This window comes from Coprobacillus sp., assembly GCF_984815275.1.
On sequence record NZ_CFJNYH010000022.1, the window covers coordinates 41,303 to 60,675 of the forward strand.

Genomic DNA, 19,373 nt, shown 5'->3' on the forward strand with positions numbered 1-19,373 from the left:
CTTAGGGATTGTCAAATTATTTTTCAAAGAAACGAACGATTTTAAAGAGAAATAATCTCACTCGAGACGAAGCATAGATTAAAAATGCACTTATATAAAAAGTGTATGATAAAAATTCACATAAAAAATTGACCTCTACTTTAGGAGCAAAAACCCAGGCTAATGTAAAAAGATAAATACATAATTTATCAAAATTAATCTCTGTATTCTCTTGATTAAAAGAGACTTCTAAATGATAAGTTTGATCAATTTCTTGAGAGATTTCATTGATATCATTTTCATTCATTAAAGTTTCTTTAATATCATCAATATATTGAATTGAAGTATTAATCTGGAAAAGTTTTTCTTGATATTCAGTTTTTTTCTGATCAAAAATATGATATTGTTTCTCCAATAGTACTTTTTTAATTTCTTCTAAATGAAATCCTAACCGTCTTAATTGTTTTATTTTTAATAATGTTTGTTTTTCTTTCTCTAAATAAATACGATAACCATGATCGTCTTTTTGTGGTTGAATAAGTCCTTTCTCTTCATAAAGATTAATTGCTTTTTTAGATAATTGAAGTTTTTGAGATATTTCCTGAATATACATAAGTACTCCTCCTTATAAAATATATTATAAAGACTTTTTTTAGAATCACAATATGTTATAATGCATAGGAGGTGATTTATAAAATGGAAGTCAAAGCTATTGTCCCTAGAGGATACTGTAAAGGGGTTGTCAATGCCATTAATATAGCTAAAAAAGCAAGTCAGAAACCGCCAGTATATATTTTAGGCATGATTGTACATAACCAATATATTGTCAATGCATTAGAAGAATTAGGTGTTAAAACAATTGACCACAAAGGAAAAACGAGATTGGAATTATTAGATGATATTGATGATGGTACAGTTATTATTACTGCTCATGGAGCAAGTGAGCAAGTCTTTTTAAAAGCACAAAAAAAAGGCTTGAATGTTATTGATGCATCATGCCAAGATGTTATCAAAACACATGATTTGATTAAAGATAAATTGAAACTTGGATATGAAATTTTATATATTGGAAAAGTAGGTCATCCAGAAGCAGAAGGTGCTATTTCAATCAATTCACATAAGATTCATCTAATCACTCAAAAAGAAGATATTCTTAAAATGAATCCTCAGAAAAAATACATCATTACAAATCAAACAACAATGTCTCTTTATGATGTTTATGAATTATGTGAATTTGCTAAAAATACTCTTCCTTATGTAGAAATTGCAAAAGAAACATGTACTGCGACAAAGATCAGACAAGAGGCGATTAAAAATATTGATGATGATATTGATATTGTTTTTATTGTTGGTGATCCCCATTCCCATAATACACAAAAACTTGCTTCAATTGCAGGAGAAAATAAAGATGTCTATATGATTGAAAGTATTCAAGATTTAAATATTACTAATTTAAAAGGCAAGACAAAAGCAGCAGTTTCTTCAGGAGCCTCTACTCCTACTTATTTAACAAATCAAGTTATATCATTTTTAGAACAGTTTGATGAAAATAATCCAGAAACACATGTCAAACCATCTATTGAAAAGGAAAAAATATTAGATGAACAGAAAGGATAGTGATAAATCTTGAATATAAATACATTGGCACATTTAATTGAAAGATTGATTACATATAAAGTGTCTGATGCAGATTTTTTCCATTTGGATAATTATGTTGAACAATACAAAAAAAGTGATGTCCCAAAAAAATCTCGAGATATCCTCGCACAACTTCTTAAACAAATGGAAAAATACATCAAAACTCAAAAAGAATTCAAGGAATTGACAGAAAAACAATTGATTGGTTTATTTCAATCCCAGTTGTTTAAAGAATATGATTTTTCTAAAGTACAGCAAATTGAATATTTTATGATTATGCTGTCTAATAGTATCACGAAAACATCATTTCAACAGATTATTGACTTCTGGATTAAACATTTCCCAATGCATAATAATATATCATATGAAAAACCATTCTTTTTTCATATGAATAAAGTTTTAATTTATTCTTTAGGAACTCATAAAAATATGAGTGCATTTGAAGAATTCACTTCTATTCTTAAAGAAATACAAAAGAATATTGATAAAGATGCTACACAACTTTTTTATAGAGGGCACGATAATATTAACTATAAAGCCATTCCATCATTATTTCGAGAGAATTCATGGATTAATAATGAAGACTATATGTACAATCAATTGATTATGAGAAAAACGACAGAGTTTGAAAAGTGTAACACAAATTTTCAGCGTCTTTCAAAAATGCAACATTATACACTTCCCACAAGGCTTTTAGATATTACAACAAATCCACTTGTAGCCTTATATTTTGCCTGTCAAAATCCTAAAAAGTTTGATGGTTCTATCATTTTATTTGAAGAACAAGAAAAACAGATAAGATATGCTCATAGTGATTCAGTTCGTATTATATCTTCTTTATGTCGCTTGAATTACTTAGAAAAAAATCAAATATTTGATAAAATATATGCTTCCCCTAGCAAAGTTCCTCAGCAATTATTTGATAAACTCGCTAGCGAAATCGCTTATGAAAAATCTGGTTTCACTAATAAAATAAATCCAAATTCTTTAAAGCAAGTCTATATTGTGAGAGCTAACTATGATAATAATGAAAGAATTGCTAGACAAGCTGGATTATTTATTATTTGTACTCACCCAAAATATCATGATCAACAAATAGATAAGATTTTTCATAAACAAAATGGATGCAAAGTCATCATACATATTCCTAAAAATCTCAAAAAAGAACTATTAGAACTTCTTGATATTTTTGACTTCAATAGAGCAACACTTTACACTGGAATGGATGATGTTAGTCAGTATATCAAAGAAATGACTCATAAAATGCTTTAATAAAAAAACAGACTCCTTGTATTATACTTACAGTGAAGTCTGCTTTTTTATATTAATCGAAAGTGTGATAACCACATTCTCTAATAGAAATACTCACAAATCAATAATAATAAAATTAACTATTTGAAAAGAACTTTTATTTATGAAACGGATTGCTGATTTAACCAATTAACCTTGTGATAATAGATAATAAACATAATTGCACAAGTTACCCAAGTGACAGGCCAGCCCATAAAAACAAAATAAACATCTGATGTCATCTGCGTCACTATTGCCAAATAAATCTGTCTTAAAATAACAAAATTAAAAACCATAATATACATTGGAACTGAAGATTTCCCTGCACCTCTTAAAACACCATTATAAATCTGTACAACTGGCAACATAATATAGAAAGGTACAAATGCTAATTGCATTGTGCGCCCTGCCTGAATAACATCTGGTTCACTATTAAAAATAGCAATAAAACTTTCTCCAAAAAAGAAGAGTGAAATAGCCATTGTTGCAATAACTGCCATAGTCATCCACAGTGCAATACGCGAACCTTTTTTGACGCGTTCATATTGCTTAGCACCAATATTTTGCCCCACAAACGTTGTCACTGCCATATTAAAACTTTGCAATGGTAAATTAACAAATCCATCAATACGTATTGTTGCTGAATATCCAGCAACAACACTTGAACCAAATGCATTAACATAAGACTGAACGATAACATTTGATAAAGATACTATACTTTGTTGAATTCCCGTAGGTAACCCCACCATAATTATTTTCTTTAAGATTGGAAAATGAAAACGAATTTGTTTCCAGAATAATTGATGTGGACCTTCACTTCTTATCAAGACAATAACAACAAGTATAGCACTTATAGCCTGCGCTATTAATGTTGCATACCCTGCCCCAGCAACTCCCATATGTAAATATTTTACAAATAGGAAATCTAAAATGATATTAACAATACAAGCAATAATTAAGAAATAAAGAGGTCGCTTAGAATCACCCATTGCTCTTAATATTCCTGATCCCATATTATAAATCAGATTAAATGAAATACCTGCAAAATATATCATTAAATATGTAGAGGAATCATGGAAGACATCAGCTGGTATTCCAATGGCATGTAGCATTGGATTTGTTCCAATAATTCCAATAACTGTTAACAATAAAGACATAACAAGTGTTAATGCTGCAGAACTATGAACAGCCTTTTTTAAACGCCCATTATCTCCTGCACCAAAATATTGTGCAATAATAACCCCTGCTCCAGTTGCGAGTCCCATAAAGAAGCCAATTAACATATTAATGATAGGTGAAGATGCTCCAACTGCTGCTAATGCTTCCTTACTCACAAAATTCCCCACAACATAAGCATCTACTGTATTATACAATTGTTGAAACAAATTTCCTATCAGCAATGGAACAGAAAACCAAAAAATTGATTTCGCAATATGCCCATGAATTAAATCTGTAGATTTACTCTTATTCATAATATCCCCCTAATAAATTATTCTTTTCTTTAACTACCTGCTTATAATTTACACCATCTGTATGCATACAAAGTACAGATTTCCTTTTTGAATAAAGAAGCAATTGTGACATTTCATCTCAAGACATATGTGGTGTATTTTTAACTAAAGTCAAATCCTGATAACTTTCATTGACAATAAATTTTACAATTTGATGCAAACCTCATCAACTGAAAAAGTGTTATCTTTATGAACATGATATCCTAATCTCACCAAAAAATATTAATTCATTTATCATATCCTCCCTAGTTACTTATTATCGATTATTATCGTTTTCAAACGAATATTTATTATTGTACACCTTTTTCTATATAAATAAAGAATAATTCCATTTTTTGAAAATGATAAATTATAATTTGCAAGGTTTGAAAATAATTTTGATTATAATAAATTTTAGATATAATAACTATTGGAGGTATTATATGAATAAAAAAGTTATATTTTTTGATGTTGATGGAACGTTAGTTGACGTACGTTCGTCACAAGAGTTTATCCCTGAGTCTACTATAAAAGCAATACAAGCAACAAAGCAAAAAGGGAATCTTTGTTTTTTATGCACTGGCAGAAGTAAAGCGGAGATTTTTTCACATATTTTAGAAATTGGCTTTGATGGTATAATTGGCGCTGGTGGTGGTTTTGTAGAAATTGGAGATGAGATGTTATATCATAAACAAGTTTCTCGAAACGCTATACACCATGTTGTTGATTTTTTTGAAGAACATAACTTTGATTTTTACATCGAAAGTAATGGTGGACTTTACGCAAGTCAGCATCTTATTCCAAGATTGGAATCTATTATGTATGGAGATTTAGAAAATGATCCTGAAGCAAGAAGAAAAAAGAAAGAAGCACCAAATCATTTTATTAATTCATTAAAGATTGGTTATGATTTACATCGTGATGATGTGAATAAAATTTGTTTCCTAGAAAAAGAAGGATTTCCTTTTGAGAATATTAAAGCAGAATTCAACTTAGAATTTAACGTTATTCATTGCACAGTTCCAATGTTTGGTAATGATAGTGGTGAACTCTCTGTTCCTGGTGTCAATAAAGCATCAGCAATAGAAGCTCTCATAACACATTTAGGAATACCAAAAGATAATACATATGCTTTTGGAGATGGATTAAACGATATTGATATGCTTGAATTTTGCCAATATGGTATAGCTGTAGGAAATGCAGCTGAAGGGTTAAAGGCAATTGCTGATGAAATTACAGATGATATTATTGATGATGGTATCTATAATTCTATGAAAAAACATGGATTAATTTGAACAAAGACAAGATTTATTTTCTAAATCTTGTCTTTTCATATCAATGAAATTTCACATCTTAATTAACTAGATAAGATGATATTGCATAAACCACTTGTCCATTATACTCTAATTTTGACCAGCCATTGCTATGAGTACCAATACGTTTTACATATTCACCATTTTTAAGCGTATAAATAACTTGTCCACCATCAATTGAAGGCTTATCCCTTAAATTTGTTTCTGATTTTGCTGTTACTTGTTCATTAACTGCTGTAAATCCATCTGATTGATCAGGTTCTGTCGGTTTTGGTTTTTCGACAACATCATGGCTTAAATAACTTGTTATTGCATAAACAACCTTACCTTTATATATAAGTCTTGACCAGCCCTTTTGACTTATTGCTGTACGTTCAAGAAATGTACCACTAGCTAATGTTCCAACAACTTCCCCTGACGTTGAAGGAAGTGAACGTAAATTAACCTCATCTTTTGCAGTTACTTTATCTTTCTTAGACTCGAACTTCTGACCTGAAACGATATCTTCTGATTCTGTTTTCTTAACTGATAAATCAGTTGTTAAATAACTTGTTATTGCATAAACTGTCTTATTTTTATATCGTAGTTTTGACCAGCCATTTGTTCCCACAGCAATGCGAGTCAGGGTCTCACCATTTTTTAAAGAGGCAACAATATCACTTTTTATTGTCGCAAGAGACCTCAAATTTGTTTCATCCTTTGCAGTCACCTTTTCATTAACTGCTGAATATATTTTCTCTTCTTCTGTTAATGGTACAGATGCTTTTGGTAATTCAGCTTTTTTATTTTTAGGATCAGCTTTTTTGTTTTTAAAATAACAAACAACCATATCTACATTACCATTAATCCCCTTTACCTGACCTTTATTGGTATATTGCCATGCATGACATTGATCATTATAATCTGGTTTTTGTTTTTCAGGATAAATCTTTGATGAATATTGAGCAATCCATATCTTATGCCTATTTTTGATATCATGAATATTCCAATGAGAATTAATATCACTTAATGATGTATAAAACATTGTTTCATAGTTTGCTTTTGAAATCGTATCTAAAAAGGCAAGGGCATTTTCTGTACGTTCCTTTGAACTCAATTGATATGTACGACTTGATGAATTTTTATAACCTTCACAATCATAGACAACTGGATAAGATATACTATATCCATCTATACATTGAAGTGTCCATTTTGCTTCTTCAATGGCTTCTTTTTGATTAAGTGCAGTAGAATAAAAATAAACACCTACAAGTAATCCTGCTTTTGTGGCTTGCTGAATATTATAATCAGCGTTATCATCTTTATATATAATACCATTTTCTCCACGATAACCAATACGGATGAAGACAAAATCGATTTGGCTTTTCTTGACTTGATTCCAATCAATTTTCCCTTGCCATTTAGATACATCAATACCATTACTTTTTCCCTGTTCTCCATTTAATTGATCAGCGTCTATAGGTGTTCCTTCCTCTGTTTCATCAAAATTTTCAGGATCTACACTTGCTTCTCCTACCAAAGATGTATCAAATGTTTTATTTTTATTATCCTTTTGATCATTGTTATTAAGAAAAAAGAATAAAGATATAATAATGATAATGAAAATAATAATAAGTGATAAAATAAACCATTTCTTATTTTGCTTAATATAATTCATTTTATTATCCTCCATATAATTGATTATAACGCATTATGAAACCAAAATGTTAATCATTTTAACCATTAAGTGCTCTTAAATCTGATTTCTCATAACGGTTATGTCCAGGTATACTTTTTTTATACTTCCAGCATTGAATAGCATCCTCTAATGTTCTCCCTTTATTATCAGCAAAAAAATCCCGAATATATGTATTGTATTCAAACTGTTTATCAATCTTTGTTTTCCCTTTTTTCTTATTCTCAAGAATTTGGTAATAAGCTTCAATAGCTTCGCTATAAGTTTTACCAGTATTATTCTTTAGCCATTTTTGAAAAAGAACATTAAATGAAAAACTTGAACCTATCATCTGCTTAAAGAATGCTCGATGTTTTTCTGAACATACAAAATTGCTTTCAATACAATCTGTTTCGTGAATAACAGTGATTAGAGACTGTTTTTTTGTTTGAACAGTTGTTTTCATAATTTTTCCAGTTTCTAAAAAATAAGCTATTCTTTCTGTAAGTTCTATTTTTCCTCCACTTGTTGGTATATGATTTTGTTTACAAAAATCAACTAATTCTTCTTTGAGATAATAAAACTGTCTGAATGTCTGACTATCTAACGATGTATTTAAATCTGGTCTTTGTTCCATAATTTTCCTCTTTTCTGCAAATAAAAGGCTTGCATATCCAGCAAACCTTAATAAACATTATCTTGATATTCTATAACCTGATCATTTTCATAAACAATTTTAGCACTATGAAAACGACCATCTTTTATCCAATCAAAAAAATGATAATCTCCCTGCCACATTGGTAAAGTTAAAATCTTGTCATCATCTATCCATTTTAAAACACCTTCATCACATTCATGAATTACACCACTAAAATCATCACAAGTATAAACAAACATACCTTCATCTTGACCATAATATAGTCCTGGAAACGAAACAAAACCATGCAGTTTTAATGAATGTGCTACCAATCCTGTTTCTTCAAAGATTTCACGCTTTACACAGTCCTCAGCACTTTCACCTTCTTCAAACTTTCCACCAACACCAATCCATTTACCACCATTAATATCATCTTGTTTTTTAATACGGTGAAGCATTAATGTCTGTTGGTCTCTTTTCATATAACATACTGTTGTTAAAATCATACTATCGATACATGTAGTAATCTGGAGATGCCCCCGCTATAATTTCTACATCTAACTCCTTCTCTAATAATTCTTTTAATCTGTCAACCATAATATTTTCTGCATGATGGTTAATATCAACTAATAATAAATGATGATCAATTGCTGCTTTGGCTTGATGATATTTTGTATCACCTGTTAAATAAGCGTCAGCCTTTCCATAAAATTGATCCATGAAGCCTGCTCCACTACCCCCGCATACAGCGACCTTCTTAACTATGTCTACTTTTCCAGCATATTTAAAATGATCCAAATGATATACCTGTTGTACATAATCAAGAAATGCATCCATAGTCATTGGTGTATTGAGTGTTGCTATTTGACTTATACCTGTTTGGTCACCAACTTGTGAATCATGAACTCCTAATTCTTCAATTAGCCACTTATTCATTGAAACATTGTCCAATGCAGTATGAGAACTATAAACAATTATATGATTCTCAATTGCTGTATAAATGAATTGACCCATAATTGAATCTTTATCAATATTTTTTATAGGATCTAATAAAAAAGGATGATGGGTAATAAGCATTTGACAATTGTTTGAAATTGCTTCTTTTAAACTTGATAAATCTGCATTTAAAGAAATCATTATTTTTGTAACATTTTGATGAACATCACCAATTTGTAAGCCACATTTATCCCAGTCCTCTTGTAATGATAGTGGATAATAACGTTCTATAATTTCAATAATGTTTTTAGCTTCCACTTATTTCACCTTCTATCATAGTTATCAGATGCATAATTTCATGATAACGTGGATGTTGTTCTTCTAAGGAATTTAATATTCCCTTTTGAATTTCTAATTGTCTATGCCATTTTTCATAAAATAATCCATTTTTATTTTTCCTTAAACAGGGCCCAAAGTAAAAATCTTCTTCTTGATAAGCAATCATATCATCTGTCTTTTCACAAACAATAATTTCATAAATATGCTGCGCATCCTTAACAATACTTTCATCTATAATTTTCATATTTTGTTTATATAAATACTCTCTTAATATTTCTAAACCTATATTGGCCTGTAAAATAAATCGATGATGAGCTAAGAATTCTCTGTGTTCATCTAATATATCAATGGTGAGTTTTCCTCCCATTCCACAAATGCTAATCATATCAACATCTTTATCAAGAATAGGATTCATACCACTTCCAAGAAGTGGTATGACTTGTTTTTCTAAATGATATAATTGAATTGTTTCAATAGATGCGTTAATAGGTCCACTTGCTATATCACATGCATATGCCTTATCAATAATATTTTCGTTAACCAAATAACATGGCAAATAAGCATGATCAGTTCCTATATCGGCAAGTATTTCCCCTTGTTTATATTTTACAATTAAATCTGCAATAGCTTGTAGTCTTTTTGATAGTTTCATATTAACGATCTAAGAAATCTTTTAAACGTTTTGAACGTGAAGGGTGTTTCAATTTTCGTAAAGCTTTGGCTTCAATTTGACGAATACGTTCACGTGTTACGTTAAATTCTTTTCCTACTTCCTCAAGAGTTCTTGTACGTCCATCATCTAATCCAAATCGTAAACGCAATACTTTTTCTTCACGATCTGTTAATTCTAATAAGACTTCATTTAATTCATCCTTTAATAATTCATTAGCAGCATAATCATCAGGTGACATAGCCCCTTCATCTTCAATAAAATCACCTAAATGAGAATCATCTTCTTCACCAATAGGTGTTTCTAAAGAAACAGGTTCTAATGAAATTTTTTGAATTTCACGAACTTTATCAGGTGTCATACCATCCATCTTTTCAGCTATTTCTTCAGCAAGTGGTTCTCTTCCTAACTCTTGGATAAGTTGTCGTTGCACTCGTGTTAACTTATTAATTGTTTCAACCATATGGACTGGAATACGAATAGTTCTCGCCTGATCAGCAATGGCACGTGTAATCGCTTGTCTAATCCACCAAGTTGCATATGTAGAGAATTTAAAACCTTTTGTGTAATCAAATTTTTCTACTGCTTTAATAAGCCCCATATTACCTTCTTGAATCAAGTCTAAGAATAACATTCCTCTTCCAACATATCGTTTTGCAATTGAAACAACAAGACGCAAGTTCGCTGCCGCAAGTTTTTTCTTTGCTTCTTCATCACCTTCAAGAATTCTTTTAGCCAAATCTATTTCTTCATCGTGACTAAGCAATTCAACACGACCAATTTCCTTCAAATACATTTTAACAGGATCATTGATTTTAACATTGCTTCCTAATTGATTTTCATCATCATCATCATTATGAGTATACATATTTGCTGTATCCCCAGTCATCATGTCAAAATCACCAACGAAATCTAAATCAGGAACATCTTCACCTAATTCATCATCTAATCCCTCAAGAGCTCCTAAATCTTCTAATCCTTCAAGATCATCTAAATCAGTTCCAACACCTTTTAACAGTTCCTCATCATCTAATTCTAAAGCATCTAATCCATCTTCAATAACAATTCCACTGTCTGTAATAAATTGCAATAATTCCTCAGCAGATTCATCATCTAAATCATACTTTGTTAAAAAAGCATCTAAATCATCTTGTGATAATGTACCACCTAATGCATCAGCAGTTTCTTTAATTAAATTCTTAAGATCCTCAAACGTTACTGGTGCTGCCTTTTTCTTTGTTTCTTTTTTCATATAGACTCCTTTTCATTCTCTAATTTCACTATTTCACTTAAAATCTGAGCCTTTTGACTCGGATCCAAACTATAATTAAATTGTTCTAATAATTGCTCTTTCTTCATTTTTCGTGCATTTGCCGCAATTGTCTTAATATAATCATCTATTGCCTTTTCCTCATAATTTAAAGGCAATGCTGATTGTGATATTTCTATAACAGTTTGTATCAATTGTTCTTTTTGTATACTATTGATTAAATCAGCAACTTCTAAATGACTATGATTGCGATAATAGTCAACAATATAAGAGGCAATGACACGATATGAATCATTATACATAAATCCAGCTTTTGCCTCATACTTTAAAGCAACATCTTTACTATTTAACATATAAAATAATAAATCATGTTCAGCTTTACGATATTTATCAATAATTTGAATTGTTTTTTTTATTTCCCTATGAACAGTTTCCTCGATCCGTTGTGGTTTCATTCCAACAACTCTTTGCTGAATAATTTCATATGAGAAACCAGATTTCTTTGATAAAACATGAATATAATAATCCCGATCAATGTCATCTGTTATTTGTGTGATTTCATAACACATTTTTTCTAAATACTGTTTGCGGTCATCATAATTGAGTGGATCAACAAGCTGGTATTCAAAATCCATTTGAAATTCAATAGGTTTTACTGTTTTACGTAAGACTTCTTCTAAGCCTTCTTGTCCATGCATCTGATATATTTCATCTGGATCTTTACCATCTGGCAAGATAATAATTTGTACTTTAAACCCAGCCTCTTCTAATTCACGAGCAGCTTTACTCATAGCTGCCTGTCCAGCTTGATCACCATCAAGACATAAATGAATTGTATTTGTTAAACGGCGTAAAGCTTGAATATGGCCTTTTGTTAAAGCAGTTCCCATAATCGCCAGTGTATTTTCAATACCTGCTTTATACATTGCAATAACATCCATAAAACCTTCTAATAAATAAACAAACCCAGCCTGTTTAACGGCTTCTCGACACTGATGATAATGGTATAAAGTTTGACCTTTGATAAAAATATCTGACTCTGGTGAGTTCATATACTTAGCATCTGTTTGTGTAGGTTTATAAATACGCCCACTAAACCCAATAACTTGTCCTTGCTGGTTAAAAAGCGGAAACATTATACGATCATTAAACCTATCAAAATTCTTTTGTGATTCAATCACTAATCCCGACTTGACCATATCAATTTCCTGAAAACCTAACTTTTCAAACGACTGATGTAAAACAGGTTCAAGAGGAGCATAACCAATTTGAAACTCTTTAATAAGCTCATCTGTGAACTGTCGATTCAATAAATATGTTTTTGCTTCTAAGCCTAGTTTTGTATTTAGATAATAACTATAAATTTTCTGTGCTTCTTGGTGCATTTGATAAAGTGCGACATGTTCTTGATGAATTGGTCTTTTCTCAACATCTAGCTGATAATCACTTAAATCAATTCGACCTATTTCAGCAACCTTTTTGACTGCTTCAATGTATGATATCTTTAAATACTCTTGTAAGAATGTAAAAACATTCCCACCAGTATGACAAACAAAACACATAAATATCTGTTTATCAGGTGATACTGACATTGAAGGATGTGTATCATCATGAAAAGGACATACAGCCATGTAATTTCTTCCCTTTTTCTCTAAGGCAAGATATTGTCCTATCACATCAACGATATCAACACTTTGTCTTATTTCATTGATTTTCTCTTGTGACAGACGTGCCATAAATGTCCTCCTTTATTTAAAATTTAATTTTTTCAGCAATATAACTCTTCAGTTCATCAATTGGTAAACGAATCTGTTCCATACTGTCTCTATCTCTTAATGTTACTGTTTGATCAGTTTCACTATCAAAATCAATAGTAATACAGAATGGTGTTCCAATGGCATCTTGACGACGATATCTTTTACCAATTTGTCCAGCAACATCAAATTCAACATTAAAATCTTGTGCTAACATCGAATAAACTTCCATTGCTTTGTCACTTTGTTTCTTAGTCAGTGGCAAAATAGCCGCCTTAATTGGTGCAACTGCAGGATGTAAATGCATCACAATTCGTGTATCATTTTCTAATTGTTCTTCATCATATGCATCAGCAAATACTGATAAAAATAAACGATCAGCTCCTACAGAAGGTTCAATAACATATGGTATATATTTTTGATTTGTTTCTGGATCTAAATATTCCAAATTCTTTTTAGAGAATTCTTGATGTCTTGATAAGTCATAATCAGTTCTATCAGCAACTCCCCATAACTCACCCCACCCAAGTGGTGCTGGATAAAGATATTCAATATCACTTGTTGCTTTAGAATAGAAAGATAATTCTTCTTGCTCATGATCTCTGAATCTTAAATTTTCTGAAGTTAAACCCAAATCTTTTAAGAATTGCATACAACCATCTTTCCAATAATGGAACCAATCTAAATCTGTATCTGGTTTACAGAAGAATTCTAATTCCATCTGTTCAAATTCTCTTGTTCTAAAGATAAAGTTACCAGGTGTAATTTCATTTCTAAATGACTTACCTATTTGACCTATTCCAAATGGAACTTTCTTACGTGATGTTCTTTGTATATTTTTAAAATTAACAAAGATTCCTTGAGCAGTCTCCGGACGCAAATAAACAACATTTTTTGCATCTTTAACAACTCCCATATATGTTTTAAACATCAATTCAAATTCACGAATATCTGTAAAATCTTCACTTCCACAATCAGGACACTTAATATGATGGTCTCTAATATATTCCATCATTTTTTCTGGCTCCCAACCATCGCTGTGGACATCTGGATCATATCCTTCAATTAACTTATCTGCACGATGTCTTGTTTTACAGTTCTTACAATCAATTAATGGATCACTAAATCCACCAACATGTCCACTTGCTTCCCAAACACGAGGATTCATAAATATAGCAGAATCCAATCCAACATTATATGGTGATTCTTGAATAAATCTTTTCCACCATAACTTCTTAATATTATTTTTCATTTCCACACCTAAAGGACCATAATCCCAAGTGTTTGCTAAACCATCATAAATTTCAGAACCCTGATAAACAAATCCTGAATTCTTTGCATGAGCAACTAGCTTTTCCATATCTTTATTTGCCATATTTATACCCCTTTTCACTTATTTTATACACTTATATAAAGTACGAAAGACTCGGCATACCTTACCAAGTCATAATTATCCTTATCTTATGTGCTAATGCCATAGTTATACCCTTATAGTGGTTATTTGTCAACCAACCATAAGGGTGCGCTACAAATACGTTCTTTCATTCAACCAATTTAATATGTGAAGGTAGACTTCTTTCTTACTTTTTTCAAATAATATAGCATGTCTCATCCCTTCAAATACATCAACAGTCACATCTCGTAACTGTATTTTTTTATATTTCTCTAACAATACTTTCATCTTTCTACACATTGGGTCTAATTCACCATATCCAATATATACTGATAAATAATCTGGAATTTTAGCAATGGATTCATCACTATTGACCTCTTGCATAACACTCACAATATCACGATATCCTTGAACAGTATAAGAAAAATGTGTCATAGGATCACTTAAAAATTTCTTGATTTCATCTTCATCACTTGTTAGCCAATCAACATCACTGCTGCTTTGATGGACTTTCCGATTCTTAGATTCATGATACGATTTAAAATAATGAGTTGCCTTATATAACGGTCCACGCCAGGCTCTCAATAACTTTAAATACCCCTTTTTCAAATAACTATGTTCAACAACCGGTGGCGTTCCTAATAAAATCATACCTTCTATAAAATCACCATACTCTGTTGCATATTTACGTATCAAGACAGAACCCAAATCTACTCCCAACATAAAGTATGGAACATCTGGATATGTGCGACGAATTATATTTTGTAGGCGATGCATATCTTTAACAAGATTTTGTGGACCATTTTCAGTACCAAAAAAACCTTGTTCAAAATCAATCAGTGATTTTCCATGACCAGCAAAATCACTCACCACGACAACAAATCCCTGATTCAAAAGAAAAGATGCAAAATGATCATAACGATCTGCATGTTCACCAATACCATGATGAATTTGAACAATTCCCTTAATTCTCAAAACCACTTTGGGCTCATAAACATGATAACGTACATGTGTATGCATACTAGACGTATACGTTTTTGTATATTTCATGATCACGACCTCCTCTTTGGTGGACGGAATTGTCCTTTTGGCCTAATTAAAGATTTTTTATCAAAGCCTATTAAATCCTGACGCTTGGCAGTCATAAGTGCTTCATAAACAAGATGATAGTTTTTAGGATTGCGATACTGCATTAGAGCTCTTTGCATCGCTTTTTCCTGTGGGGTTTTTGCAACATACACCAAACTCATATCACGTGGATCTATACCAGTATAGTACATTGCTGTTGAAAGTGTTCCTGGTGTGGGATAAAAATCTTGAACTTGTTCAGGAGTATGATGAATATCTCTTAAATACTCAGCCAACTCAATTGCACTATTTAAATCACTACCAGGATGTGAGGACATAAGATAAGGAACAAGATATTGGTTTTTACCCATTTCCTTATTAAGATGTTCATATTTATCCACAAATTTCTCATATAGTTGTCTTCGTGGTTTTCCCATCTTATCTAAAACTTGATCGCTAATATGTTCAGGTGCCACTTTTAATTGTCCACTAATATGATTTTTTACAAGTTCCTTAAAAAAAGTATCATTTTTATCATACATCAAATAATCATATCTAATACCCGAACGAACAAAGACTTTTTTAACTCCATCTAAATTTCTTAATTTTTTCAGTAATGACAAGTAATCACTATGATCAATTTTTAAATTCTGACATGCTTTAGGCCATAAACACTGTTTCGTCGGACAAGCTCCATGTTCTGCTTGTTTTTCACAACTTGGAGATCTGAAATTAGCAGTTGGTCCACCAACATCATGGATATAACCTTTAAAATCAGGATCTTGAATCATTGTTTTTGCTTCTTGTATAAGTGATTCATGTGAACGTGTTTGAATAATTCTGCCTTGATGAAAATTCAAGGCACAAAAATTACATGCACCAAAACATCCACGATTACTAATCAAAGAAAAACGAACTTCTTCAATTGCAGGTATATAATCGTACATTGGATGATATGTTCTTTGATAAGGTAAAGCATATGTATCATCAAATTCTATTTGAGTTAAAGGACGATTAGGTCTGTTTTGTACAATGTAAAAGCCTTCATATGGTTCTACTAACGTTTTTGCATTAAAATGATCTGTATGGCGATATTGAATACCAAATGATTTTGCATAAGTCACTTTATCTGATGATACATCTTCAAAAGATGGTAACATAATATATCCTTCTGGAAGCAATGATAAATCTTTGATTTTAAAAACTGTCCCATCTAGATATGTTAAATATTGTGCATCAATACCTGCATCCAAAGCCTCCGCAATTTCTACAATACTATTTTCTCCCATTCCGTACATTAATAAATCAGCATTTGCATCTACCAAAATTGATTTACGCACTTTATCATCCCAATAATCATAATGTGAAAGACGCCTTAAACTTGCTTCAATACCACCAATAAGAATTGTTGCATCTTTATAGGCTTCACGTACTTTTTGACTATATACAATAACTGCTCGATCTGGTCGATGACCGGCTTCACCATTGGGCGAGTAACTATCTTTTTTTCTACGCTTTTTAGAAACGCTATAATGATTAACCATTGAATCAATATTTCCACTTGAGATTAAAAAACCAAGTCGTGGTTTTCCAAAACGTTTAAAATCTTCCAAACTATGCCAATCTGGCTGTGCCAAAAAACACACTTTAAAACCTCGACTTTCAAGTGTCCTTGTAATAATTGCTGCACCAAAAGAAGGATGATCCACATAAGCATCTCCACTTATATAAACAAAGTCAGGCTGTTCCCATCCTCTTGCTAACATTTCCTCTTTTGTTGTTGGTAAAAAGTCACTCATAACATCTCTCCCTTATATATGCAATCATTATACACCAAACTTCTCTTAAGCAAAATAAAATTGTGCAGAAATCTACACAATTTGTTGAATAAACGCAGATGTCTTTAAAGAAACACCTGTATATTCCTCAATATAACCATTCATATAAGGAATAAGCTCTTTTAAAATATTTTCTTCCATATGAATATGATCTATATATTGAATAGGAATTTTATGGATATGTCGAAAAGCTTTCAAAACATTAATATCACAAGGTTGAAGATTCCCTCGATGATTTTGGCAAACAAATCCACCATCTCTCAGTGATATCGCTGTAACTTTTGACGAGCCACAAACAACACAGCCTTCAACATCAATCGAAACACCATTATGATTTAAAACAAAAACATTAAATAATAGATAAACCAAAAGAGGTGAATAGCCATGATCTAAAGCTTTTAGCGAATGATATAAAATATCATATTCATCTTGATTGGGATTATTATCTTCAAGATAACGATAAAAATACTCTAAAACATAATTAGCAACAATTTCACTATCTAAGTTTTCTTTAATATGACGCAAATAATCAACTGGAGTTGCTTTCATCAAAGAACTTAATCCCTTCTTTAAATTTATGCTCATTTCACTTATCATCATCTCTTGGCATGCTCTTGCATTCTTACTCGTTATTTTCCGAATTCCTCTAGCAATAATACCAATCTTGCCATATTCTTTGGTATATATATGTAAAATCATATCATTTTCTTTATAAACAGTTTTTTTTAAAATAATTCCTTCAACAACTTCTTCATTAGTAGTCATTTTCATCGTATCCAAACTCCTTGAGATACTTTTGTTTATTACGCCAATTTTTTTCCACTTTCACAAACAATTCCAATTCGACTGGAACTTGTAAAAAGCGTTTCATCTCTTTACGAGCATTTTGCCTGACTTTTTTAATAAGACTCCCTTGTTTGCCAATAATAATTGCTTTTTGACTCTGTCTATCTACAATAATAGCAGCCATAATATGAACACCTTGCTCATCTTCAATCATTCTCTCGATAACAATAGCGACACTATGTGGGACCTCTTCATGTGTAAAATAAAGAATCTTTTCCCTAATAAATTCAGCCATAATAAATCTTTCAGGATGATCAGTTAAATGATCTTTAGGATAATACATAACCCCTTCTTGTAAATCATTTTTTATTGTATTCATAAGATCATCTATATTATCGCCATTCAATGCACTAATAGGTATGATTTCCTTGAAATCAAACAATCCTTTCCATTCATTCAATTTTTCAATCAATTGTTCCTTAGACAATAAATCAATTTTATTAAGAATTAAATAAACTGGTCCATCAGCTTCCTTAAGTCTTTCAACAATAAAACGATCACCTTTTCCAATCTTCTCATCAGCAGGAGCTAAAAACAAAACCAAATCAACACCATAAATACTATTAAGTGCATTGGTATTCATAAATGAACCAAGACCATCCTGAGGTTTATGAATACCTGGTGTATCCATAAAAATAATCTGAGCATCTTCATCCGTATATATTCCTTGAATCGTATTACGAGTTGTTTGAGCTGTTGATGAAGTAATTGCTAATTTGGTTTTTAAAATATGATTAAGCAATGTTGATTTACCGACATTTGGTCTTCCAACTATACTTACAAATCCAGATTTAAATGTCATAAACTTTCTCCTATAAAAGCACGTGGCAATAATTCTTGTATATTTGTGACTTCATAATAATCTTTACACCCTAAAACAATAGGGGTATATGGATCTAACAATTCAGCCAAAACCTGACGACATGCTCCACATGGTGAAATCAATGGTGAACAATCTCCAACAATTGCCAACGCTTCAATGTCTGACTTGCGATATCCTTGACAATAAGCTTGAAAAACAGCATTTCTTTCAGCACACATTGTAGATCCATATGCAGCATTTTCAATATTTGTGCCATGTATTATTGTACCATCTGTTAAAAGAAGGGATGCTCCAACTTTAAATGATGAATAAGGAGCATAGGCATTTTCACTTGCTATAAAAGCTTCATCAACTAATTTTTGATAATCCATAGTCTACCCTCTGGTATATTGAAGTTACTCATACAAAGAGTAATAAATCTAATATACCAATTCT

18 protein-coding genes are annotated in these 19,373 nt (G+C 31.2%); 3 read left to right on the forward strand and 15 right to left on the reverse strand.

Annotated features, from left to right (window positions below; all coding sequences use genetic code 11):
* Positions 1–16: 16 nt before the first annotated feature.
* On the reverse strand, positions 17–592 hold the full coding sequence (locus AC5M21_RS09235) for a MerR family transcriptional regulator (RefSeq protein ID WP_054688499.1): 576 nt from the start codon (positions 590–592) through the stop codon (positions 17–19).
* Positions 593–675: 83 nt separating this feature from the next.
* Here AC5M21_RS09235 and AC5M21_RS09240 point away from each other — a divergent pair, with 83 nt between their 5' ends.
* Positions 676–1,596: a 4-hydroxy-3-methylbut-2-enyl diphosphate reductase gene (locus AC5M21_RS09240; protein WP_117598731.1), complete on the forward strand. Its 921-nt coding sequence runs from the start codon at positions 676–678 to the stop codon at positions 1,594–1,596.
* A gap of 9 nt (positions 1,597–1,605) precedes the next feature.
* Complete coding sequence (locus AC5M21_RS09245; RefSeq protein WP_302280549.1) at positions 1,606–2,889, forward strand: FRG domain-containing protein; 1,284 nt, start codon at positions 1,606–1,608, stop codon at positions 2,887–2,889.
* Positions 2,890–3,029: 140 nt separating this feature from the next.
* Here AC5M21_RS09245 and AC5M21_RS09250 read toward each other — a convergent pair whose 3' ends face one another.
* A complete protein-coding gene (locus AC5M21_RS09250; protein WP_054325272.1) occupies positions 3,030–4,379 on the reverse strand; it encodes an MATE family efflux transporter in 1,350 nt (449 codons plus the stop codon).
* Between the two features lie 461 nt (positions 4,380–4,840).
* Here AC5M21_RS09250 and AC5M21_RS09255 point away from each other — a divergent pair, with 461 nt between their 5' ends.
* Positions 4,841–5,692: a Cof-type HAD-IIB family hydrolase gene (locus AC5M21_RS09255; RefSeq protein WP_117598734.1), complete on the forward strand. Its 852-nt coding sequence runs from the start codon at positions 4,841–4,843 to the stop codon at positions 5,690–5,692.
* A gap of 58 nt (positions 5,693–5,750) precedes the next feature.
* Here AC5M21_RS09255 and AC5M21_RS09260 read toward each other — a convergent pair whose 3' ends face one another.
* From AC5M21_RS09260 to AC5M21_RS09320, 13 genes are all read right to left on the reverse strand, one after another.
* Complete coding sequence (locus tag AC5M21_RS09260) at positions 5,751–7,367, reverse strand: GH25 family lysozyme (RefSeq protein ID WP_117598735.1); 1,617 nt, start codon at positions 7,365–7,367, stop codon at positions 5,751–5,753.
* A 58-nt stretch (positions 7,368–7,425) separates the two neighbouring features.
* A complete protein-coding gene (locus AC5M21_RS09265) occupies positions 7,426–8,001 on the reverse strand; it encodes a DUF6434 domain-containing protein (RefSeq protein ID WP_117598736.1) in 576 nt (191 codons plus the stop codon).
* Between the two features lie 47 nt (positions 8,002–8,048).
* The gene (locus tag AC5M21_RS09270; protein WP_236916435.1) at positions 8,049–8,483 is read right to left on the reverse strand and encodes an NUDIX hydrolase; all 435 of its coding nucleotides are present in this window, start codon (positions 8,481–8,483) and stop codon (positions 8,049–8,051) included.
* A gap of 25 nt (positions 8,484–8,508) precedes the next feature.
* Entirely contained in the window at positions 8,509–9,255 is a 747-nt protein-coding gene (locus AC5M21_RS09275; protein WP_117598737.1) for a Nif3-like dinuclear metal center hexameric protein, read from the reverse strand.
* A complete protein-coding gene (locus AC5M21_RS09280) occupies positions 9,245–9,928 on the reverse strand; it encodes a tRNA (adenine(22)-N(1))-methyltransferase (protein WP_054325275.1) in 684 nt (227 codons plus the stop codon). Before AC5M21_RS09280 ends, AC5M21_RS09275 begins: the two co-directional genes overlap by 11 nt.
* 1 nt (position 9,929) lies before the next feature.
* A complete protein-coding gene (gene rpoD, locus AC5M21_RS09285) occupies positions 9,930–11,198 on the reverse strand; it encodes an RNA polymerase sigma factor RpoD (protein WP_117598738.1) in 1,269 nt (422 codons plus the stop codon).
* Positions 11,195–12,952 carry a DNA primase gene (dnaG, locus tag AC5M21_RS09290; RefSeq protein WP_117598739.1) on the reverse strand — a complete coding sequence of 586 codons (1,758 nt, stop codon included), beginning with the start codon at positions 12,950–12,952 and terminating at the stop codon, positions 11,195–11,197. The genes rpoD and dnaG overlap by 4 nt, the downstream gene beginning before the upstream one ends.
* A gap of 16 nt (positions 12,953–12,968) precedes the next feature.
* Positions 12,969–14,345, reverse strand: coding sequence for a glycine--tRNA ligase (locus tag AC5M21_RS09295; protein ID WP_117598740.1), 1,377 nt, complete (start codon positions 14,343–14,345; stop codon positions 12,969–12,971).
* 150 nt (positions 14,346–14,495) lie between these two features.
* Positions 14,496–15,413 carry an alpha/beta fold hydrolase gene (locus AC5M21_RS09300; protein WP_017143859.1) on the reverse strand — a complete coding sequence of 306 codons (918 nt, stop codon included), beginning with the start codon at positions 15,411–15,413 and terminating at the stop codon, positions 14,496–14,498.
* Between the two features lie 2 nt (positions 15,414–15,415).
* On the reverse strand, positions 15,416–17,230 hold the full coding sequence (locus AC5M21_RS09305; protein WP_008787814.1) for a YgiQ family radical SAM protein: 1,815 nt from the start codon (positions 17,228–17,230) through the stop codon (positions 15,416–15,418).
* Between the two features lie 72 nt (positions 17,231–17,302).
* On the reverse strand, positions 17,303–18,040 hold the full coding sequence (recO, locus tag AC5M21_RS09310; protein WP_008787813.1) for a DNA repair protein RecO: 738 nt from the start codon (positions 18,038–18,040) through the stop codon (positions 17,303–17,305).
* Positions 18,024–18,917 carry a GTPase Era gene (era, locus tag AC5M21_RS09315; protein ID WP_054688510.1) on the reverse strand — a complete coding sequence of 298 codons (894 nt, stop codon included), beginning with the start codon at positions 18,915–18,917 and terminating at the stop codon, positions 18,024–18,026. Before era ends, recO begins: the two co-directional genes overlap by 17 nt.
* Positions 18,914–19,309, reverse strand: a complete 396-nt coding sequence (locus tag AC5M21_RS09320; protein ID WP_008787811.1) for a cytidine deaminase — start codon at positions 19,307–19,309, stop codon at positions 18,914–18,916. Before AC5M21_RS09320 ends, era begins: the two co-directional genes overlap by 4 nt.
* Between the last annotated feature and the right edge of the window lie 64 nt (positions 19,310–19,373).